Source organism: Microbacterium sp. NPDC060117, from assembly GCF_042729315.1.
Taxonomy (GTDB): Bacteria; Actinomycetota; Actinomycetes; order Actinomycetales; family Microbacteriaceae; genus Microbacterium.
In genome coordinates this window covers 504,226-523,804 of sequence record NZ_JBHWXR010000003.1, presented here as the reverse complement: position 1 = coordinate 523,804, position 19,579 = coordinate 504,226, and the positions used below count along the sequence as shown (strand labels likewise).

Annotated in this window: 18 protein-coding genes and 1 tRNA gene; 12 read left to right on the top strand and 7 right to left on the bottom strand. The window is 71.9% G+C overall.

The features are described 5' to 3' along the window. Positions 1–59 precede the first annotated feature (59 nt). Positions 60–133: transfer RNA gene (locus ACFWCK_RS14135), tRNA-Gly, on the bottom strand. A gap of 247 nt (positions 134–380) precedes the next feature. On the opposite strand from ACFWCK_RS14135, the gene ACFWCK_RS14130 reads away from it, so the two are divergent. The 8 genes from ACFWCK_RS14130 to ACFWCK_RS14095 all read left to right on the top strand — a co-directional run bounded on the left by ACFWCK_RS14130 (position 381) and on the right by ACFWCK_RS14095 (position 11,015). Next, the gene (locus ACFWCK_RS14130; RefSeq protein ID WP_378806438.1) at positions 381–1,325 is read left to right on the top strand and encodes an ABC transporter ATP-binding protein; all 945 of its coding nucleotides are present in this window, start codon (positions 381–383) and stop codon (positions 1,323–1,325) included. Beyond that, positions 1,322–2,143, top strand: a complete 822-nt coding sequence (locus ACFWCK_RS14125; RefSeq protein WP_378806437.1) for an ABC transporter permease — start codon at positions 1,322–1,324, stop codon at positions 2,141–2,143. Before ACFWCK_RS14130 ends, ACFWCK_RS14125 begins: the two co-directional genes overlap by 4 nt. 220 nt (positions 2,144–2,363) lie before the next feature. Next, positions 2,364–6,110: an efflux RND transporter permease subunit gene (locus tag ACFWCK_RS14120; RefSeq protein WP_378806435.1), complete on the top strand. Its 3,747-nt coding sequence runs from the start codon at positions 2,364–2,366 to the stop codon at positions 6,108–6,110. Continuing rightward, positions 6,107–7,474 (top strand): sensor histidine kinase, encoded by a 1,368-nt coding sequence (locus ACFWCK_RS14115; RefSeq protein WP_378806434.1) that lies wholly within the window; start codon positions 6,107–6,109, stop codon positions 7,472–7,474. The genes ACFWCK_RS14120 and ACFWCK_RS14115 overlap by 4 nt, the downstream gene beginning before the upstream one ends. Beyond that, complete coding sequence (locus ACFWCK_RS14110) at positions 7,471–8,166, top strand: response regulator (RefSeq protein ID WP_378806433.1); 696 nt, start codon at positions 7,471–7,473, stop codon at positions 8,164–8,166. Before ACFWCK_RS14115 ends, ACFWCK_RS14110 begins: the two co-directional genes overlap by 4 nt. Positions 8,167–8,188: 22 nt before the next feature. After that, positions 8,189–8,794, top strand: coding sequence for a dCTP deaminase (gene dcd, locus ACFWCK_RS14105; protein ID WP_233311902.1), 606 nt, complete (start codon positions 8,189–8,191; stop codon positions 8,792–8,794). Between the two features lies 1 nt (position 8,795). Next, entirely contained in the window at positions 8,796–9,575 is a 780-nt protein-coding gene (locus ACFWCK_RS14100) for a hypothetical protein (protein WP_378806432.1), read from the top strand. Between the two features lie 225 nt (positions 9,576–9,800). After that, positions 9,801–11,015: an MFS transporter gene (locus ACFWCK_RS14095; protein ID WP_233311900.1), complete on the top strand. Its 1,215-nt coding sequence runs from the start codon at positions 9,801–9,803 to the stop codon at positions 11,013–11,015. Between the two features lie 112 nt (positions 11,016–11,127). Here ACFWCK_RS14095 and ACFWCK_RS14090 read toward each other — a convergent pair whose 3' ends face one another. After that, complete coding sequence (locus tag ACFWCK_RS14090; protein WP_233311898.1) at positions 11,128–11,496, bottom strand: VOC family protein; 369 nt, start codon at positions 11,494–11,496, stop codon at positions 11,128–11,130. A gap of 61 nt (positions 11,497–11,557) precedes the next feature. Between ACFWCK_RS14090 and ACFWCK_RS14085 the strand changes: the two genes are divergently transcribed. After that, a complete protein-coding gene (locus ACFWCK_RS14085) occupies positions 11,558–11,998 on the top strand; it encodes a MarR family winged helix-turn-helix transcriptional regulator (protein ID WP_378806430.1) in 441 nt (146 codons plus the stop codon). Positions 11,999–12,020: 22 nt separating this feature from the next. On the opposite strand, the gene ACFWCK_RS14080 is transcribed toward ACFWCK_RS14085, so the two are convergent. Both ACFWCK_RS14080 and ACFWCK_RS14075 read right to left on the bottom strand, forming a co-directional pair. Continuing rightward, positions 12,021–12,938 (bottom strand): helix-turn-helix transcriptional regulator, encoded by a 918-nt coding sequence (locus ACFWCK_RS14080; protein ID WP_378806428.1) that lies wholly within the window; start codon positions 12,936–12,938, stop codon positions 12,021–12,023. A 104-nt stretch (positions 12,939–13,042) separates the two neighbouring features. After that, positions 13,043–13,867, bottom strand: a complete 825-nt coding sequence (locus ACFWCK_RS14075) for a MarR family winged helix-turn-helix transcriptional regulator (protein WP_378806427.1) — start codon at positions 13,865–13,867, stop codon at positions 13,043–13,045. A gap of 155 nt (positions 13,868–14,022) precedes the next feature. Here ACFWCK_RS14075 and ACFWCK_RS14070 point away from each other — a divergent pair, with 155 nt between their 5' ends. After that, positions 14,023–14,592 (top strand): MarR family winged helix-turn-helix transcriptional regulator, encoded by a 570-nt coding sequence (locus ACFWCK_RS14070; RefSeq protein ID WP_378806426.1) that lies wholly within the window; start codon positions 14,023–14,025, stop codon positions 14,590–14,592. Positions 14,593–14,605: 13 nt separating this feature from the next. On the opposite strand, the gene ACFWCK_RS14065 is transcribed toward ACFWCK_RS14070, so the two are convergent. Further along, the gene (locus ACFWCK_RS14065) at positions 14,606–15,574 is read right to left on the bottom strand and encodes an alpha/beta hydrolase (RefSeq protein ID WP_378806425.1); all 969 of its coding nucleotides are present in this window, start codon (positions 15,572–15,574) and stop codon (positions 14,606–14,608) included. A 74-nt stretch (positions 15,575–15,648) separates the two neighbouring features. Between ACFWCK_RS14065 and ACFWCK_RS14060 the strand changes: the two genes are divergently transcribed. Next, positions 15,649–16,332, top strand: coding sequence for a TetR/AcrR family transcriptional regulator (locus ACFWCK_RS14060; RefSeq protein WP_378806423.1), 684 nt, complete (start codon positions 15,649–15,651; stop codon positions 16,330–16,332). Between the two features lie 42 nt (positions 16,333–16,374). Here ACFWCK_RS14060 and ACFWCK_RS14055 read toward each other — a convergent pair whose 3' ends face one another. Further along, positions 16,375–17,790 carry an MFS transporter gene (locus tag ACFWCK_RS14055; protein ID WP_378806422.1) on the bottom strand — a complete coding sequence of 472 codons (1,416 nt, stop codon included), beginning with the start codon at positions 17,788–17,790 and terminating at the stop codon, positions 16,375–16,377. A gap of 97 nt (positions 17,791–17,887) precedes the next feature. Between ACFWCK_RS14055 and ACFWCK_RS14050 the strand changes: the two genes are divergently transcribed. Continuing rightward, positions 17,888–18,439, top strand: a complete 552-nt coding sequence (locus ACFWCK_RS14050) for an ATP-dependent endonuclease (RefSeq protein WP_378806421.1) — start codon at positions 17,888–17,890, stop codon at positions 18,437–18,439. A gap of 32 nt (positions 18,440–18,471) precedes the next feature. Here ACFWCK_RS14050 and ACFWCK_RS14045 read toward each other — a convergent pair whose 3' ends face one another. Continuing rightward, complete coding sequence (locus ACFWCK_RS14045; protein ID WP_378806420.1) at positions 18,472–19,533, bottom strand: hypothetical protein; 1,062 nt, start codon at positions 19,531–19,533, stop codon at positions 18,472–18,474. Positions 19,534–19,579 lie beyond the last annotated feature (46 nt).

Here is a 19,579-nt window from a genome sequence, read left to right as displayed (position 1 = left end):
CTCGCGGGAACGCTGTCAGGCGAGCACACGCGTCGCGCTGTCCGTGAGGAGGAAATGGATGGAGGGGCTGACGGGAATCGAACCCGCGCTGTCTGCTTGGGAAGCAGAAGTTCTGCCATTGAACTACAGCCCCGCACGTCGGTGACGCCTGGCCAGCATAACAAACGCTCGCGGGGTCCTGGATCCGCGGGTCCGGAACCGCGGGCTCGGGTCCTGGGTTCCGCTGGAGGTGTCGTCTCCGCGGTGCGCCGGGCGGGCCAGGGGAGGGAGCCCGGGATCCGGGACTCGCGTTCGGGGTTTCCGGAATCATCCCCGTGGATCCCCGGAGTCATCCTCCAGAGGGATGCGCGAGGGCACAGCCGCCGCATAGCGTCGAAGACATGATCACAGCAGAGGGCCTCAGCAAGAGATATGGACCCAAGACCGCGGTCGACAACGTGTCGTTCACCGTCCAGCCGGGTTCGGTCACCGGCTTCCTCGGACCGAACGGTGCCGGAAAGTCGACCACGATGCGCATGATCGTGGGCCTGGACCGTCCGAGCGCGGGCCGCGTCACCGTGAACGGCCAGGAGTACCGTCGTCTGCGCGCGCCCCTCACCGAGGTCGGCGTGCTGCTCGATGCGAAGGCCGTGCACACGGGCCGTTCCGCCCGCAACCACCTGCGCGCGCTCGCCGCGACGCATGGACTTCCGTCGAAGCGCGTCGACGAGGTGATCGAGATCGCCGGCATCGGATCCGTCGCCCGCAAGCGCGCGGGCGGGTTCTCGCTCGGCATGGGGCAGCGCCTCGGCATCGCCGCAGCCCTGCTGGGCGACCCGCACACGCTGATCCTCGACGAGCCGGTCAACGGGCTCGACCCCGAGGGCGTGCTCTGGGTGCGCAACTTCGTGCGGCACGCCGCGTCGGAGGGGCGCACGGTGCTGCTCTCCAGCCACCTCATGAGCGAGATGGCGCAGACCGCCGACCACATCATCGTGCTCGGCCGCGGCCGGGTGCTCGCGGACGCACCGCTGTCGCAGCTCGTGCAGCAGTGGACCACCGCCCAGGTGCGGGTGCGGAGCCCCCGCGCCGCCGAGCTGGGCGATCTGCTGATCGCCGCCGGCGCCGTGGTCAACGGCTCGGGCCACGACACGATCGACGTCACCGGCCCCGAGGCGTGGTGGATCGGCGACCTCGCCGCCGAGCGCGGCATCCCGCTGCACGAGCTCACCCCCACCAGCGGTTCGCTGGAGGACGCCTACCTCGCCCTCACCGGCGAGGCCGTCGAATACCGCACCCGCGCCGTGCCCGAGGCCGGCGCCCCGATCCCGGAGGTGGTCGCATGAGCGCCGTCGCCCCCGCCGTGCCCGCGCTGCCGGGCCGGTTCCGTCTCAGCTTCCCGCGGAGCCTGCGCAGCGAGTGGATCAAACTGACCACGCTGCGCTCGACCTGGTGGTCGATCGCGATCACCGCCGCTCTCACGATCGGCATCGCCGTACTGATCGCGTTCGCCCTCACCTCGTCGGGCGAGGCTCCGCGTGGGCTCAACGGCATCATGGCCGTGGTCACGCCGATCCAGTTCACCGCGCTGCTGGCCGGGATCCTCGGCGCGATCGCCGTCACCGGCGAGTACTCCACGGGCATGATCCGCTCCACGCTCACCGCCGACCCGCGCCGCGGGCGCGTACTGGTCGCCAAGGCCGTCGTGCTCGCGGTGTTCCTGTTCCTCGCCTCCCTGGTGATGTTCGTGATCGCCGCCGCCATCGTGTCGGCCATCCTCAGCGGGCATGGCCAGGGGCTGGAGTGGGGCGCGCCCGACAAGGTGATCCTGCCGCTGCTCGCGGCCGCCGCGACGATGGCGGTGTGCGCACTGATCGGTGTCTCGTTCGGATTCATGCTGCGTTCGGGAGCCGGCGCGATTGCCGCCACGGTCGGACTGCTGTTCGTGCTGCCGATCATGGCGAACTTCTTCGCCTTCGCCGGCGAGTCCTGGAAGTGGGTGCTCGACGTGGCCGCCTACCTGCCGCTGTCGGCCGCGCAGAACGCGATCCTGCCCAGCGACACCGCGCCGCTCTCCGCGGGCGTGGCGTTGCTCACGCTCGGCGCCTGGGTGGCCGCGGGGCTGCTCGGATCCTGGGTGGTGCTGCGCTCCCGCGACGCCTGACCCGGGCTCCTCCGACGTCGCCCCCTCCGCACTGTGCGGAGGGGGCCTTGTCGTCGACGGGGTCGGCGGATGTGGTACTTGAGGACGACCCTGGAACGGACCGGATCCTCCCCGAAGCGGATGTGCGGCCCGCCCCCGACCGGTTGGCTGAAGGTACGGCTCGTCGCAGCCCGCGGCAGTCGCGGGTGCCCTGCGCCCGCCCGTATCGCCTGGAGGATTCGTGACCCTGCTGACCCGACTCAGCCTCGCCAACCGCGCCGTCGTCGCCCTGTTCACCGTCCTCATCGTGGGGGCGGGGCTGTGGGCCACCGGCAGCATGAAGCAGGAGCTGCTGCCGTCGATGTCGCAGCCCGCGGCGGTCGTGCTCGTGACCAAGCCGGGCGCCTCGGCGGAGACCCTCGACCACGATGTGGTCAAGCCCCTGTCCGATGCCCTCGGCGCCGTGACCGGGGTGGACGAGGTGCGCACGAGCACGTCGAGCGGCAGCGGCCAGCTGACCGTGTCCTGGGCGTTCGGCCGCGACGACAGCAAGATCCTCGCCGACCTCAAGTCCGCCGCGACGGCCGCCGGATCCGCCGCCGACGGCGTGCACACCGAGGTCTACGCGGGCAGCTCCGCGGACATCCCCGTGCAGAGCCTTGCGATCACCGGCGACGGCGACATCGAGGCCCTCGCCGACCGGGTCGACAAGACCCTCGTGCCCGCGATCGAGCACGTGCCGGGCGTGCGCGCCGTGCAGGTCTCGGGGCGCGTTTCCGAGCGTGTGCTGGTGACCCTGGATCCGGCCAAGCTCTCGGCGCGGTCGGTCGATGCGGCCGCGGTGTCGGCGATCCTGCGCACAGCCGGCGTGGTGGTGCCGGCCGGCACCAGCAGCGACGGCACGCGCGCGATGGCCATCGAGGTGGGCCAGGAGGGCACGTCGATCGAGCGCCTCTCGGCGATGCCGATCCCGACGATGCAGGGGCCGGTGCCGCTGTCCGAGGTCGCGACCGTCGAGCTCGCCCCCGTCCCGCAGAGCACGATCTCGCGCTCGGACGGGCGTCCCGCACTGAGCCTGACGATCACCAAGACCCCCGAGGCGAACGCCGTGCAGGTGTCGCACGCCGTGACCGCCGCGGTCGCGAAGACCCTGCCCTCGCTGGGCGGGAGCGCCGCGAGCTCGGTGCTGTTCGACCAGTCCACGATGATCGAGAAGTCGACCCACGACCTGGCCGTCGAGGGCGGCCTCGGCCTCGTGTTCGCGGTGCTCATCATCCTGGTCTTCCTGCTCTCGCCCAGGGCGACGGTGATCACGGCCGTGTCGATCCCGCTGTCGCTGCTCATCGCGGTGATCGGGCTCCGCGTCGGCGGCTTCTCCTTCAACGTGTTCACGCTGGCCGCACTGACCGTCGCGGTGGGGCGCGTGGTCGACGACTCGATCGTCGTGATCGAGAACATCGCGCGGCGACGCGGATCCGCGCCGCTCACCCCTGCCGACGTGCTCGCCGCCGTGCGGCAGGTGGCCGGCGCCGTGACGGCGTCGACGCTGACGACGGTTGCGGTGTTCTTGCCGGTCGCCCTCGTCGGCGGCATGGCCGGGGAGCTGTTCCGGCCGTTCGCGCTGACCGTGACGATCGCGCTGCTGGCCTCCCTGCTGGTGTCGCTGACGATCGTGCCCGTCCTCGCGTACTGGTTCCTGCGTCGCCCGGCGAAGACCGCGGTCGCCGAGGCCGAGGCGGCGAATGCCGAGCAGTCGGCGATGGCCGCGGCTGACGGCGCGGATGCGTCGCGGACGACGGCTCCGGCCGACGAGCCCGCCGCGACAGTTCCGGTCCCGGAGGCGGCGGATCCCGCGGAGCGCGTCACGCGCATGCAGCGCGCCTATCTGCCCTCGCTGCTGTTCGCGCTGCGGCGGCCGGTCACGGTCGTGCTGATCTCGGTCGTGGTGTTCGCCGGCACGATCGTCGCGGCCGGGTTCCTCAAGACCGACATGCTCGGCAGCTTCGCGGATGAGCGCGCGGTGACGGTCACGCAGACGATGCCGCTGGACACCACGCTCACCGTCTCGGACAAGGCGGCCACCGCCCTGGAGAAGAAGGTCCGTGATCTCGACGGGGTCGCCTCGTACCGCACCACCGCCGGCGAGCTGGGAGCTCCCGTCACGCTCGACATCGTGATCGCCGCGGATGCGGACCCCAAGGCTGTGCTGCCGCGGATCAGGAAGGCGGTCACCGAGCTCCCCGACGCCGACCGGATCACCGTGTCGACCCAGGCGACGCAGACCACGTCCTCCTCGATCGACGTGATCGTGAAGAGCCCCGATGACAAGGCGCTGGCGAGCGCCTCGGAGAAGCTGACCGCCGCGCTCGGGAAGGTCGACGGCATCGGCACGGTGAAGAGCGATCTCGCGGCCGATCTGCCGGTGCTGAAGGTGTCGGTCGACGCCGCGCGCGCCGCGACGCAGGGCTTCACGACCGCGGAGGTGGGCGCGGCGATCGCCGCCGCCGTGCAGGGGGAGCGGCTCGGATCCGTCGGCATCGACGGCACCGCGACGGACCTGGTCGTGCGCGCGCAGTCGACGGCGACGGATCCGGAAGCGGTCAAGGCGCTCACTCTCCCGATCTCGGCGCTGCAGGCGCAGAAGACGCAGAAGGACGCGGCCGACGCGCTGCAGCGCGAGCAGGAGGCGATGTCCTCCCAGGCGCGCACCGAGGCGGAGAACAAGGCCGACGAACAGCTCTCGGCGCTGTACGACGCGCGCTCCTCGGGGGCTCAGGATCTGGTCGCGCTGCGCGACCAGCTCGCACAGCTGCTCGCCTCGCCGCCGCCCGCCGATGCGAGCCCCGCGACGCAGGGTCAGCTCAGCGCGCTCGAGTACCAGAAGCTCGTCCAGCAGCTCACCCAGGCCGTGGCCGGGGCGGAGAGCGGTCTGACGGGCCTCGACGAGCAGATCTCCGCGGCCCGCACCGCGATCGCCGACGGGTCGCGCCAGCAGGCCGAGACCGACCGGCTCACGCAGGCGCAGCGCGACCTCGAGCACCTGCGCGCGACGCCGATCCGAGTCGGCGACATCGCCGCGGTGGAGGTCGTCTCGGCGCCCGCCACGATCACCCGCATCGACGGCGCCCGCGCGGTCACGATCTCGGCCACGCCGGCGGAGGGGGCGGACCTCTCCACCGCGTCGTACGGCGTGCAGACGGCCGTAGCCGGGGTCGACCTGCCCGCCGGCGTGAGCCTGGACGAGGGCGGCGCCGCCGCCGAGCAGGCGCAGTCGTTCGGCGAGCTCGGGCTCGCCATGCTGGCCGCGATCGCCCTGGTCTACATCGTGCTGGTCGCGACGTTCCGCTCCCTCGTGCAGCCGCTGCTGCTGCTGGTCTCGGTGCCGTTTGCGGCGACCGGGGCGATCGCGGGCCTGCTGATCACGGGGACCCCGCTCGGCATTCCGGCCCTGATCGGCATGCTCATGCTGATCGGCATCGTGGTCACGAACGCGATCGTGCTGATCGACCTCATCAACGAGTACCGGCGGAACGGCTCGGGCCTCGACGACGCGGTGGTGCACGGTGCGCGCCTGCGCCTGCGGCCGATCATCATGACCGCGTGCGCGACGATCTTCGCGCTCATTCCGATGGCGCTCGGCATCACCGGGGGCGGGGCGTTCATCTCGCAGTCGCTGGCGATCGTGGTGATCGGCGGGCTGGTGTCGTCGACCGTGCTCACCCTGCTGCTGGTGCCGGCACTGGTCGTGCTCTACGAGCGCCGCGGCGATCGCCGGCAGGCGCGGAGGGAGCGCCGCGAGGTGCGTCGACGCAGCCGCAGCGCCGGCGTCGAGGTGTTCGAGCAGGAGCAGGATCCGGCGTCGCCCGAGGAGGTGTCCGTCGGTGCGGTGCCGTCGAACGCGGAGGCGCAGGGGTCGCGCACGTCGCTCCCGACCGCGGACCCGGCGGCATCCGTCGACCCGGACGACCATGGGAGACTGGCGACGTGACCGACGGCTCCGCGCGCGCCCTGGATCGCGCCGCGTCGCGCTGGCAACGCCATCCGCGCTGGGCCGACGCGCTCACGACGCTCAGCTGGGTCGTGCTGACGACCGTGCCGATGTTCGCGGCGGAGTCCGCGGACCCCGCGATCGCCACGCGCCCCGTCGGCCCCTGGGGCATCGGCCTGGGCCTCGTCGTGGTTGCGATCGTCGCGACGACGATGATGCTGTTCCGCCGCCGTAACCCGGTGCTGCTGTTCCTCGTCTCGGTCACGCTGCCGCTCGTGGTGCTGCCGTTCTCGCTCGACGTGGGCGCCTTCGCCGTCGCGTACGCGGTGTTCGCGATCGCCGTGTACGACCGGGTGTCCCGGGCGTGGATCGCCGGGGCGGTGGCCTACGCGGTGACCCTGGTGCTGAGCGTCGTGCATCTGCTCACGGGATTCGGCTTCGCTCCCGTGAACCGTTCGGGGTCGCGGCTCGAGACCTCCCTGACCTGGGCCGCCTTCGATCTGCTAATCCTCCTGGTCGCCCTGCTGTGGGGGCAGAACGCGGGCAACCGCCGCCGCTACGTGGCGGCGCTCGTGGAGCGAGCGCGGATCCTGGAGCACGAACGAGACCAGGAGGCGCAGCTCGCGGCGCTCGCCGAGCGCTCGCGCATCGCCCGCGATGTGCATGACATCGTGTCGCACTCATTGAGCGTGATCGTGCGGTTGGCCGACGGCACGAGGGCCGTCTTCGATGCGGATCCGGTCCGCGCGAGGGAGGCGGTGGGGCAGATCGGCGGTGTCGCGCGCTCCTCCCTCGACGAGATGCGCCGGGTGCTCGGCGTGCTCGAACGACCGACCGGTCAGGAGTCGACGCGCAGCGGCACGGGGCTGGAGGACCTGCCGCGTCTCGCCGAGGTCTACCGCGGGATCGGGCTGCCGGTGCGGCTGGACCTCGACCTGGGACGGCCGGTGCCTGGCGAGGTCCCCGGATCCGCGGCCGCCGATGCGCACGAGATTCCGGCAGGGCTCCAGATGACGGTGTTCCGGATCGTGCAGGAGGCCCTCACCAACGCGCTGCGCCACGCCGAGGCGCCCACCGAGGTGCGGGTCGAGGTGCGCGTGACCGAGGAAGTCATCCACGCCGAGATCCGGGACGACGGCGCGACGACGCCCCTTCCGCCGGACGGCGCGCGTGCCGGACAGGGGGCACCGGCGGACCGCGGGCGCGCGGGCGGTTCTGTGGCCACGACGGTCTCCGGTCGCGTCGGTCGCGGCCTGCTCGGCATGCGCGAGCGCGCCGCCCTCTACGGCGGCGCGCTCGATGCCGGACCGGCGGGGTCGCGGGGCTGGGCCGTGCGCCTGGCGCTGCCGAGGAGCGGGTCATGACCGCGGTGCGGGTGCTCATCGCCGACGATCAGGCCCTGATCCGCGCCGGTCTCGCGATGGTGCTGGGCGCTCAGCCGGACATCGAAGTCGTCGGGGAGGCGCAGGACGGGATCGAGGCGGTCGCGCTCGCGACCGTGCACCGGCCCGACGTCGTGCTCATGGACGTGCAGATGCCGCGCATGGACGGCCTGGAGGCGACCAGGGAACTCGTGTCGTCGGGCAGCGGGATCCGCGTGCTCGTGCTCACGACCTTCGACCTCGATGCCTATGCGTTCGGCGCGATCGACGCCGGGGCCAGCGGCTTCCTGCTCAAGGACTCGGACGCCGACGACATCGTCGCCGCGATCCGCGCTGTCGCCGCCGGCGACGCCGTGCTCGCCCCGCGGGTCACATCGGAGCTGCTGCGGCGCTTCGGCGCGCTCACCCGCGCCGCGGAGGAGCCGGGGCGTCGGGCGAAGGAGGACGACCGTCGCGCCGCCGCCGCCCGGCTGCAGGTGCTCACCGACCGGGAGCGCGAGGTCTTCGACGCGCTCGTGCAGGGGCTGTCCAACGCCGAGATCGCGGAGAGGCTGTGGCTCAGCGAGTCGACGGTCAAGACCCACGTCGGCCGGGTGCTGCAGAAGCTCGGCATGCGGGATCGCGTCCTCGCGGTCGTGTTCGCCTTCCGCAACGGCCTGACTGATCCGCAGTGACCGCACCGACTACGCTGAAACCGTGCTGCTGAGCGACAGGGACATCAGAGCGGGGCTCGACGCGGGGCGGATCGGACTGGATCCGCTCGAACCGTCGATGATCCAGCCGTCGAGCATCGATGTGCGGCTGGACCGGTACTTCCGGCTGTTCGACAACCACAAGTACCCCTTCATCGACCCGGGCGAGGACCAGCCCGAGCTGACCAGGCTGATCGAGGTCGAGCCTGACGAGCCGTTCGTGCTGCACCCCGGCGAGTTCGCCCTCGGCGCCACGTTCGAGCAGGTCTCGCTCTCGGACGACGTGGCCGCGCGCCTCGAGGGCAAGTCGTCGCTGGGCCGCCTCGGGCTCATCACGCACTCGACAGCCGGCTTCATCGACCCCGGCTTCACGGGGCATGTCACGCTCGAGCTCGCGAACGTCGCGACCCTGCCGATCAAGCTCTGGCCGGGCATGAAGATCGGCCAGTTGTGCTTCTTCCAACTGTCCTCCCCGGCCGAGAACCCGTACGGATCCGGTCCCTACGGCAACCGCTACCAGGGGCAGCGCGGTCCGACCGCGTCCCGCTCCTTCCAGAACTTCCATCGCACCGACGTCGGAGTCACCGACGCGGGATCCACCGGAGGCTGACATGACCGCGGACGAGACGGATCCGACCCGGGACGAGCCGTCCGCCGCGCCCGCACCGCCCGCTCCGTCGGTCGCGCCGCCCTCGTCCGTCGTCCCGGAGCAGCCCGTCCCCGATGCGCCCGAGCCCGGGCGTGCCGACGATCCGACGTCGCTCCCGCAGCGGGCACCGCTTCCTGGTGATGCCGATCCGGCACCTGTGCCCGTGGAGAGCGATGGGCTGGCGCGGATCCTCGCCGACCCCGAGATCGCGCCCGCCCGGGACGACGCCGAGCTCGCGCGACTGCTCGCCAGCCCTGAGGCGGCAGCGCCCGCGGAGGAGACTCCGGGCCTCGCCGCGATCCTGGCGGATCCCGACCCCGCGCTGTTCGGCGAGCCGGCCTCCGAGGCCCGGTCGGGCACGGAAGCCGCACCCGACACCGCGCAGGCGACGGGGCACCCGTCGGCGCCGGGGGCCGCCGTGAGGCAGACCTGGGATTCCCGCCGCGACGCCAAGCCCCCGCGTGCCGACCCGACGCCCGCGGGTGTGGTCCCCGCCGACGACGCCGATCCGGTGCCGCCGACCGGACTCCCGCTTCCCGCGCTCCCGCCGGAGCGGCCAGGACCTCCGCTGTCGGCCCCCGAGGCGGGCAGAGGCGGCTACCCCGGCCTGGTGGCGCTGGTGTTCCTGATCCTCGTGGTGCTGTTGGTCGGTGCGGTCGTGCTGATCGCCGTGCTCATCGCGAACGCGGCGTGGCCGTTCCCGGTCGCCGCCGCGCTGACGGCGGTGCTCCCGCCGCTCTGACGGGCGCCGCGCGAAGAGTGGCGACGCTCGCACGATTCGGGGACGGATGCACGACCGATCACCCGGATCCATCCTGCATCCGTCGCACGGTCGTGCATCCGTCGCACGCATCCCGGGTCCCTGCGTTGTGGGCTGGGCCACGGATCCGATCCGATCCGGACGATCGGTCGGATCGGGCGGACGCACGGTCGGGCGCGGATCCCCCTCCTGCGACAGTCTGGAAACATGACCACCACCGCCCCTGTCCCCACGGTCGAGGCCGCAGCCCCGCGCCGGCTGAACTACGGCGCCCTGCTCGCCATGATGGCGACCGCGTTCCTGCTCGTCACCGCGGAGTTCCTCCCCGGTGGTCTGCTCACCGACATTGCGGCGGAGATCGGCGTCACCCCGGGCCAGGCCGGACAGATGGTCACCGTGACGGCGCTCGCGGGACTCATCGTGGCGCCGACCATCGGCCTCATGCTGCCGCGCCTGGACCGCCGCTCGTTGCTGGTGTGGATGGCGATCGGCGCTGCCGTCTCCAACCTGATCGTCGCGATCGCCCCGAACCTGCCCCTGCTGCTCGTCGCGCGCGTGCTGCTGGGCGCCGCGCTGAGCGGCTTCTGGTCGATGTCGGTGACGGTCGCGGCCCGGATCGCCGGGCCGGAGCGTCTGGGCCGGGCGATGATGTTCAACTCGGCCGGGGTCTCCCTCGCGACCGTGGCGGGTGTGCCGGCGGGCGTGCTGCTCAGCCAGGTGCTCGACTGGCGCGGCGTGTTCGGGATCGCGGCCGTGGCCAGCGCCGTCCTCGCCGTGCTGCTGCGGATCCTGCTGCCGAGCGTGCCCGCCGAGGGGGCCGCGCGACTGTCCACCCTGGTCGAGACGTTCCGTCGGCGGGGCATCGGCCTGGGCGTGGTCGGCCATGTGCTGGTCGTGCTCGGGCACTTCCTCGCCTACACCTACATCCGGGTCGCGCTCGAGCGCGTGCACGAGGGCGGCGCCGCGATCACCGAGGGCACGATCATCCTGCTGCTCGCGCTGTTCGGCATCGGCGGATTCATCGGCAACATCGCGATCGGCGTCATCGTCGACCGCAGCTACCGCACGCTCGCGGTGATCACGCCGCTGGTGATCGCCGGTGTCGTGCTGCTGATGAACGCGATGGTCGGATCCCTCTGGGCGATCGGCGTGGTCGCGTTCGTGTGGGGCTTCTTCTTCGCCTCGTGGCTCCTGATCGTGAACACCTGGATCGGGCACCGCATGCCTGACCGGCTCGAGGCGGGCGGAAGCCTGGTGGTCATGGGGTTCCAGGCGGCGATCATGACCGCCGCGGGCGTCGGCGGCCTGCTGGTGGACGGCATCGGGATCGCCCAGGTCTACGTGATCGGCGCGGCCGTGCTGGTCGTCGGGGCGCTGCTGTTCGGGTTCTCGAGCAGGATCAGCGCTCGCGCGGATCGCTGAGCGGACGTTCTCGCGCCGTGACAGCGCCGCGGGAACCGGATCCAGCACGAGAAACCACGCCCGTGATGGTGTTTCGTGCTGAGTCCGGTTTCCCGGGCAACAGTCGCCGTCGTCAGGCGCGATCGTGCAGCGTGATCGTGTAGCCGTCCGGATCGGCGAAGGCGAATGTCCGCCCGAACGGTCCGTCGAACGGCGCGATGACGATGCGATGACCGTCGGCGGCGAGAGCATCGTGGATCGCCTGGACCCCGGTGGCGCGGAACCACATCGCGACGCCGAGCCCGGGTGAGGCCGCGGCGTCCAGGTCGGTTCCCTCGACCAGGTCGCGCAGCGCGAACGGGACGGGCGTCGTCTCGAAGACGACCGCATGGGCCGGGCCGGCGGTCGACCGCACCAGGCCGAGGTAGTGCTCGTAGAACGCCTGGGATGCATCGAGGTCGCGGACCTGGAGTGAGAGGAAGTCGGGGCCGATGGCAGGCATGGTGTCTCCTTGAAACTCTGTGTCAGTTATCTGACATGAGATCGTATGTCAGACTTCTGACATGAGTCAAGACGGCATCGATCTGGAGACGTCGCTCGGTTACCTGCTGAAAGAAGCGGCGAGCGCGCTGCGTGCCGCCATGGAAGAGGTGCTGCGCCCGCTCGGCATGACCATCACCCACTACTCCTGTCTGGAACTGCTTGCTCAGCGCCCCGGCCTGTCGAACTCGGAGCTCGCACGCGGGGCGTTCGTGACCCGCCAGACGATGAATGTGCTGCTTCAGTCGCTCGAGCGCGACGGGATCGTGACGCGCACGGCTCAGCCGCCCGTAGGCAAGGCGCTGCCGACCAGGCTCACCGCGCGGGGTCAGGCGCATCTTGAGGAGGCCAGCGCGGCAGTCCGCTCCGTCGAGCTCCGCATGACGGGCGGCATGAGTGAGAGAGAGCGCCTCGATGCCTTCCGGAGCCTCCGGGGCATGATCCGGGCCCTCCGGGAGGAATAGCGGCTACGGTCTCCTGCTGGCGTCAGGCGGTGCGGGCCTCGCGCCACGCCGTCGGGGTCTGCCCGGTGCGGCGGCGGAAGGCGCGGCTGAAGCCCTCGTCCGAGCTGTAGCCGAGGTCGCGGGAGATCTCGCTGACGAGGCAGCCGAGCACGAGCCGATCCTGCGCGGCGCGGATGCGCACCTCGGTCACGTAGCTCGCGGGCGAGGTGCCGAAAGCGGCGCGGAAGCGCTCCGCGAACACGGTCCGGGACATGGCGCCGACGCTGGCGAGGCCCTCGACGCTCCAATCGTTGCCGGGTGCGGCGTGGATCGCCTCGATCACCTTCTCGAGGAAGGGGTCGCTCGTGCGCGCCGGCCATCCCGCGGGGGCGCAGCCGTGCGCGGCCCAGGCGCGGATCACGGACGCGAGCACGGTGTTCGCCATCATGCGGCAGATCACGGCGTCGCCGTCGCGGCCGGCGGCTTCGAGGGCCGCGGCGTCGACGGGCAGGGCCGTGAGGTCGAGTCCGACCTGCGCGGCCAGTGCGGCCGCGGCCGGCTCATGGTGGGCGAAGTCGCGCACCAGCGCCACGTCGGGCAGCGCGTTCGCGATGTGCGCCGCGTGCGGCACCAGGGTGAGAGTGGAGACGAGGAGCCGGGTGCCCGGATCCGTCTTCACCGACATCGGCACCCGTCCAGGAGTCAGCATCGCGTCGCCCCGGGCGAGGGACATCGGCTTGTCGCCGCAGCGGGTGTGCACGGCGCCGTCGATGACGTAAACGATCGACAGCGCATCGCGGTCGAGCGCGATGGTCTCCGCCGGATCGGGTGCGATCCGCACCTGCCGCCTCGGCCGCACGTCCACGGCGGAGAGAAGGGCTTCGACCGCGCCGCCCGCAGGCGGGACCGCACCACGCACGGAGACGCCGGTCGGCGTCCTGTCCGGGGCGAGAAGGGTCATGTGAAAGGGAAACCCCGTCCGCTCGGGCTCTATTCCGAGGCAGGGCGGAGAGACGGATCCGGCCCCTGTCCGCGGATGCGGGCAGGGGCCGGAAGGGGTGCAGGTCAGCCGTCGTGACGGCCGTCGTGACGGCCGTCGTGCAGGTGGATGTGGATCTGCTCCGGTGCGTGCGGGCGGAATCCGCCACGCGGACCCCTGCCGCGCGAGTGCTCGCCATGACGGTGCCCGCCGCGCGAGTGCTCTCCATCGGGGCGGCCACCGCAGCGGTGCTCGTGACGGAGGTGCTCCTGACGGAGGTGCTCTCGTTCCAGCCACTCGCGGCCGAAGCCGGGGTGATGATCGAAGCGGCCGAAGCCCGGGCGCTCGCCGCGATCGAACTGCTCGCCGCGAGCGAATCGCTCGCCGCGACCGGATCCGGTCTCGTGGTGGTGCTCGCCGTGTCCGCGGTGGTGTCCGCGGTGGCCCCGCCCGTGCCCGCCCCGGTGGCGATCACCGGCACGACGACGGGGGAGGCGCCTGCCCTCCTCGTAGCCGAGGCCGCGGGCGAGCTTCTCGAGGGAGGCCGCCAAGGCGGCGAACTCCTCGGGGTCGAGGGCGCCGGCGACCTGCGCTCGGATCTCCTCGACGGCGGTGGCCAGACGCGCCTTCCCGGCCGCGCCGTCCGCGGTGAGCGCCCAGCCGTCGGCCGTGCGCTCGATCCAGCCGAGGGCGGCGAGGCGGCGGACCTTCGCGTCCGCGAGCTCGTGGCTCGCGGCAACGGTGCCGTCGATGACGTTGAGGATCCGCCAGTCGCGGCGGGTGATCCCCTCGTCCTCGAAGGCGGTGGCGAACTCGGCCGCCAGCAGGCGGTCGACGGCGGTGATCCAGAAGCCGAACGGGCGGCTCTGGTCGGGGGACGTGTTCTCTGGAGTGTTCTCTGTGCTGTTCATGCGAAATCCTTCGGGTCTGGGGGCGATGACGGGCCGCTCGGCGCCGTTCGCGGCGGGGCTGCCTCTCCGGACTCTCCGGATCCATGTCATCTGCCATGTATATGCAGTGTGACATGCAATAGGGATCCATGTCAAGTCACATGTAAAATCGGAGGATGCCTCATGACACCGAGAACCCGGATCCCCTCGACGCGATCGTCGCGGCGCTCGGTCTGCTGCGCGGCCGTGGCCCGCGCCCGCCGCGCGAGCATCGGCACGGGATGCTCGACCCGGATTTCGGACACGGTGGCGACGGGTTCCACGGTCACGGCGGCCCGCGGGGGGAGCGCGCCGGTCACGGCGGCCCGCACGGCGAACCGCACGGTCGTGGTGCGGGGCCGTGGGGCGGCGGGCGCGGCGAGGCGCCTGCTCGGCTGCGCATGCTCGAGGCGCTGGCCTCGGGGCCGCTCAGCGTGAGCGCGCTCGGCGAGGCGATCGGCGTGGATCAGCCGCGTGCCTCGCGCCTCGTGCAGCAGGGCGTCGAGCGGGGCTGGCTGCGCCGAGAGGCGGATCCCGACGATGCGCGCCGCACCCGCATCGTGCTCACCGACGAGGGGCGGCGTATGGGTCGCGGGGTGCGCGGAGACCGGCGCGAGGCCCTGCGCGGCGCGATGTCGGCGCTGACGGCCGAGGAGCAGGCCGAGTTCGCCCGCCTGCTGGCCAAGATCGCCGCCAACTGGCGCTGACCCCCGGCCTCGTTCAGGGCGCGACGGCCGCGCGGCCCTCGGCCGGACTGTCGATCCGGGTGACGGCGGCGTCGACGTCGTGCCCGACGGATCCGAAGTCGGTCTCGCGAGAGCGCATCGAATCGAGGCTCGAGGCCCCCGCACCGGCGAAGGCGACGATGGTGTCCAGCACCGGGTCGGCCCGCAGCACGCGGTTGTGACCCAGGCCCTCGGTGCGCAGCAGGTGCGCGCGTCCGGCGTGCGCGGCGTGCAGGCGCACGGCGTCTGCGTCGGGCATCCGGCGATCTCTGCGATCGTGCACCACGAGCAGTTCGGTGTCGGAGGGCAGCGGATCCCGGACGGCGTCGTAGGCTGCGGCGATGCCTTCCCGATCCAGACCGAAGCGGGCGTTGAACCTCTGTTCGAAGCTCGCTGCGGCGGTGGGGTCGAGGCTGAGAGTGCGGGAGAACTCCGCGAGGTATACGGCCGGAGCGGAGGCGGCGGCGATGACCGCGACGCGGCGCGACGGCACAGAGGTGCGTGCCGCGGTCAGCGCGGCGAGGCCGCCGAACGAGTGGCCGACGAGTGCATGGAACGGACCGTCGCTGCGTTGCAGCTGCTCCGCGGCGGCGACCCAGTCGCGCAGGTCTGTGCGGCGGCCCGGTGAATCCCCGTGGCCGGGCGCGTCGAACGAGACGACCCTGAATCCCTCGGCGACGAGCTCTCGAACGAGCGGCGCGAACTGCGACGCGCGTCCCTGCCACCCGTGCAGCAGCAGGACGGCGCGCTCGCCACGGCCCCAGTGGTAGGTGACGATCTCGGATCCGCGGATCGGGATCCGTTCGCGCTGTGCGGCATGGTGCGTGGCGAGGTCTGCGTCACTCACCGCCATGCGCGGTGTCGTCGTGAAGAACAGGCGCAGCGCGAGCCGGCCGGCGAGGTTCGGCGAGACGGCTCCGGCGGTGCGGATGCTGCCCAGGATCAGGCGGTCGGAGGCGGGCATCGGTTCCCCTTTCGAACAAAGAATACGAACGGTCATACGTAGAATAAGCGAACGATCGTTCGTACACTAGAGCCATGTCCGAGATCGCCGTCCACACCGCAGCCGAGCCATCGCGGGGTGCGGCTCCCGACGGTCGTCGCCTGCGCGGAGACGCCTCGCGACGCACCGTGCTCGAGAGCGCGACCGACATCGCGTCGGTGGACGGCCTGGACGGGCTCACGATCGGGAGGCTGGCGACGGCGTCCGGTCGGGGCAAGAGCAGCATCGCGACACTGTTCCAGAGCAAGGAGGGTCTGCAGCTCGCGACCATCGCCGCCGCGCGAGACGTCTTCGCGGCGCACATCGTCGAGCGGGCGCGCACCGAGCCTCGCGGCGTGCGGCGGCTGTCCGCCCTGCTCCGCTACGCACTGGACTACTCCCGCGACCGTGTCTTCACCGGCGGTTGCTTCTTCGCGGCGACCGCGGCCGACGTCGATTCCAAGCCCGGGCCGGTGCGCGATGCCGTGCGCATGGCTCTCGTGGACTGGTACGGCTACATCGAGGCGCAACTGCGGTACGCGATGGCGGGGGAGGAGCTCGCCGCCGTGACCGACCCGGAGCTGCTGGCGTTCGAGCTCGTGGCGCTGAACGAGGAGGCGAACTCGCGCTCGCTGCTCCTGCAGGACGAGCGTCCGTACGAGCTCGCCGCCCGGGCGATGCGCGACCGGCTGCGCGCGGCGGGCGCGGCGGCCGAACTCCTGACCGCGTTCGAGGCGTAGCCGCCGGGCGACCGGGCGCGGGCGCGACGCCGCGGAACCGGGCTAGTGCGACAGGTGGACGCTCCGCCGCGCCTCCTTGACCGGCAGGAGCAGCAGGAGCCCGGCGAGCAGGACCGCGACGATCCCGAGGATCCCGAACTTCGTGTTGCCCGTCAGGATGATGAGCAGCGTCCAGGCGCCCTGGGCGATCCAGCTCGCCGCGCGGCCGGTCGTCGCGTAGAGCCCGAAGACCTCTCCTTCGCGGCCGGCGGGCGTGACCCGGGCCAGGAACGACCGACCCGCGGACTGCGCCGGTCCGACGAAGGCGCACAGGATCAGGCCGCCGATCCAGTAGGCGATCCGCCCGGTGTCGACCAGGGCGAACACCGCGGTGCCCGCGACGCACATGCAGGCGAGCGAGATGATGATCAGTCGTTTCGGGCCCCAGCGGTCGTCGAGACGCCCGGCGAGGATCGTGGACACCCCGGCGATGAGGTTCGCCGCGACGCCGAAGATCACGAGCTCGATGAACTTGAAGCCGAAGACCGTGCTGGCGATGACGGCGCCGAACGTGAAGACGGCGCCCAGGCCATCGCGGAACACCGCGCTCGCGACGAGGAACCAGAACGTGGTGCGGGTGCTGGGGTTCCGATACAGGCCGATGACGTCCTTCACGAGCAGGACGTAGGAGGCGAAGAAGCCCACCTTCCGATCGGCCCGGCCCAGCGACGGCTCCGGCACGTTCAGGAAGATGGGGATCGAGAACCCGATCGCCCACACCGCGCAGCCGACGGCGATGATGCGGAACGGCAGTCCGCCGTCCGCGGAGAGACCGAACCAGTCCGCCATGTAGAACACGATCACCAGCACGAGCGCCACGATGCCGCCCAGATAGCCGAAGCCCCAGCCGAGACCCGAGATCCGTCCGACCGTCTTGGGACTCGCGATCGAGATGAGCATCGCGTTCGAATTCACCGAGGCGATCTCGCTGAACACGACGCCGGCGGAGATCAGGGCGACTCCCAGCCAGAACAGCGCGGGCGTCGGCGTGACGAACCAGAGCCCGAGCATGCACAGGATCAGGGCGCCGGTGCCGATCCCGAGCCACAGCTTCTGCCGGCCTGCCGCGTCGGCGCGCTGGCCGAGCACCGGCGCAAGCAGCAGGATGGCGAAGCCGGCGACGGTGCCGCCGAGCCCGAGGCCGCTCGTGAGCTCGGCGATCCCCGCGACCTTGGCCGGATCCTTGTCCGCGAGCGAGGCGAGGTCGGCCGGCAGGAACGCGTCGGACGTCAGGTACAGCGCCGTGAAGATGAAGGTCAGGATCACCGAGTGGAACGGCTGCGTCGCCCAGTCCCAGAGGGCCCAGGAGTAGATCTGCTTCTTCGGCGCCGGCTCGTCCCCGCGCAGGTCCAGGCCCACCACCGCCACGGCTCCGCTGTTCGCGGTCGCCTGGGGTTCGGGATGATCGCCGTTGCTCATGCAGGAAGTCTCGTGGGTGGGGGTGAACGAGAGGTAGCGGCGCGCCGATGCGCGATCCGCGCCGCCGTGGCCGTCCCTCGCCCGGTAGCGTCGGGGGATGGAGCCGTCCGTCGTGGTCGTGGAGGGCGAGAGCGACCGCCTCGCGCTGCTCGCCGCCGCGCGCGTCCGCGGGGACGACCTCCGCGCGGACGTCGTCTCTCTCGGCGGCATCACGAACCTGCGGTCCTGGCTGGAGCGACGGGACCCGGCCGTGCCGGTGCTCGGGCTCTACGACGCCGCCGAGCTGCGCTACGTGCTCGGAGCGCTCGTGGCCGGCGGGCTGCTGGCCGACGGCGAGACGGATCCGGCCGTCATCGCTCGGGTGGGGTTCTTCGGCTGCGAGCGGGATCTCGAGGACGAGGTGATCCGCGCGGGCGGCCCTGAGCGGGTGCTGGAGACGCTCGCCGCACGGGGAGAGCTCGCCCTGTTCCGCGTCTTCCAGGGGCAGCCCGCGCAGAGGGTCCGCTCGATTGAGGCGCAGCTGCATCGCTTCGCCGGCACCGCGAGCGGTCGAAAGACCCGCTTCGCGGCCGACGTCGTCGCAGCCCTGCCGGCGGACCGGATCCCGGATCCGCTCGTCGCGCTGCTCGATGCCGTAGGGCGCGGGTGACGCTGACGAAGGCCTCCGCCTGACAGGCGACGTCAGCCTCCCGTACGTGGCGGAGTGACCCGCACCAGCACGCCGTCGCCCTCCCCGCCGATCGAGACGATCCACGCGGATCCCGTCCACACGCCCGCACGCCCATCGCAGAGGAACGGCAGCCGTGCTGTGGTCTGCAGCGTGCCGCCGCCGGTCGAGACCAGGCGCAGCGTGCGGCCGTCGTCGCAGGTCGAATGGCGCTCGATCGAGGCGCGCGCCTCGGCCGAGCCACCGCGCACCTCCACGCGGACCGGCGCGGCGGACGCACGCGTCGCGGACGGAGGCCCCGTGACGGATCCGCCCCACCACAGCACCTCGCTCCCGGCGCCGAGAGCGAGCGCCGACATCGGCTGGTCGGAGGCGATGCGCGAGCGCACGGATCCGTCGGGTGCGAGCAGAGCGAGCCCCGTCGGCGTCAGGAGCAGGATCGAGCCGTCCTCCTGAACGTCGAGCCGCACCTGCGGCCCCGAGTCGGAGCTGTTCGGCGGCAGGATCGTGATCGGCTCGGTGTGCAGCACCGCCCGGGTGCCGTCGTCCACATCGAGGCGGACGATCTCGAGCGTGAGGGTCCTCGGCGCATCGGGCGTGGCCGGCCGCAGCAGGGCCACGTACGCGACGCGGCCTCGAGAGTCGATCGCGGCGATCGGCGCATACCTGCCATCGGGGAAGAGGGACCCGAGCGCGCGCGTCGTTCCCGCGGCGTTGTCGCGGATCCCCAATCGTGCCCCGAACCGATCCGCGACGAGAAGCTCCGTCGTCGACAGCGGTGCGAGCAGTGGCATCCGCGCGCCGAGCTCCGAGATGTCGATGTTGAAGTGCGCGAGCGTCGTGCCTGCGGCGTCGACATGCCGCCAGGTCGTGCCGGACGCGCCCCAGAATCCGCCGGCACCGTCCGGGACGAGCTGGTCCTGCGCATACGCGACATCGACCGGGGCCTCTCCTCCCGGCGCGAACGGCACCGGTTCGAGAAGCCATGCCTTCGGATCGGGTGGGGCCGTGCACCCCGCGGTCAGCACCGCGAGCAGGGCGACGGCGGCGACGGCGATACCGCGACGGGCTCTCATGCGCACAGGTTAACGACGCTCCCTGACCGGATCCCCGACGCCGTGC

Excerpts from the sequence above, each read along its gene's own strand:
- ACFWCK_RS14090 (WP_233311898.1), bottom strand. The coding sequence starts at position 11,496 with ATGCCTGCCATCGGCCCCGACTTCCTCTCACTCCAGGTCCGCGACCTC.
- ACFWCK_RS14100 (WP_378806432.1), top strand. The coding sequence starts at position 8,796 with ATGACCGCGGACGAGACGGATCCGACCCGGGACGAGCCGTCCGCCGCG.
- ACFWCK_RS14125 (WP_378806437.1), top strand. The coding sequence starts at position 1,322 with ATGAGCGCCGTCGCCCCCGCCGTGCCCGCGCTGCCGGGCCGGTTCCGT.
- ACFWCK_RS14095 (WP_233311900.1), top strand. The coding sequence starts at position 9,801 with ATGACCACCACCGCCCCTGTCCCCACGGTCGAGGCCGCAGCCCCGCGC.
- ACFWCK_RS14085 (WP_378806430.1), top strand. The coding sequence starts at position 11,558 with ATGAGTCAAGACGGCATCGATCTGGAGACGTCGCTCGGTTACCTGCTG.
- ACFWCK_RS14070 (WP_378806426.1), top strand. The coding sequence starts at position 14,023 with ATGCCTCATGACACCGAGAACCCGGATCCCCTCGACGCGATCGTCGCG.
- ACFWCK_RS14065 (WP_378806425.1), bottom strand. The coding sequence starts at position 15,574 with ATGCCCGCCTCCGACCGCCTGATCCTGGGCAGCATCCGCACCGCCGGA.
- ACFWCK_RS14045 (WP_378806420.1), bottom strand. The coding sequence starts at position 19,533 with ATGAGAGCCCGTCGCGGTATCGCCGTCGCCGCCGTCGCCCTGCTCGCG.
- ACFWCK_RS14055 (WP_378806422.1), bottom strand. The coding sequence starts at position 17,790 with ATGAGCAACGGCGATCATCCCGAACCCCAGGCGACCGCGAACAGCGGA.
- ACFWCK_RS14050 (WP_378806421.1), top strand. The coding sequence starts at position 17,888 with ATGGAGCCGTCCGTCGTGGTCGTGGAGGGCGAGAGCGACCGCCTCGCG.
- ACFWCK_RS14075 (WP_378806427.1), bottom strand. The coding sequence starts at position 13,867 with ATGAACAGCACAGAGAACACTCCAGAGAACACGTCCCCCGACCAGAGC.
- ACFWCK_RS14110 (WP_378806433.1), top strand. The coding sequence starts at position 7,471 with ATGACCGCGGTGCGGGTGCTCATCGCCGACGATCAGGCCCTGATCCGC.
- ACFWCK_RS14060 (WP_378806423.1), top strand. The coding sequence starts at position 15,649 with ATGTCCGAGATCGCCGTCCACACCGCAGCCGAGCCATCGCGGGGTGCG.
- ACFWCK_RS14080 (WP_378806428.1), bottom strand. The coding sequence starts at position 12,938 with ATGACCCTTCTCGCCCCGGACAGGACGCCGACCGGCGTCTCCGTGCGT.
- ACFWCK_RS14130 (WP_378806438.1), top strand. The coding sequence starts at position 381 with ATGATCACAGCAGAGGGCCTCAGCAAGAGATATGGACCCAAGACCGCG.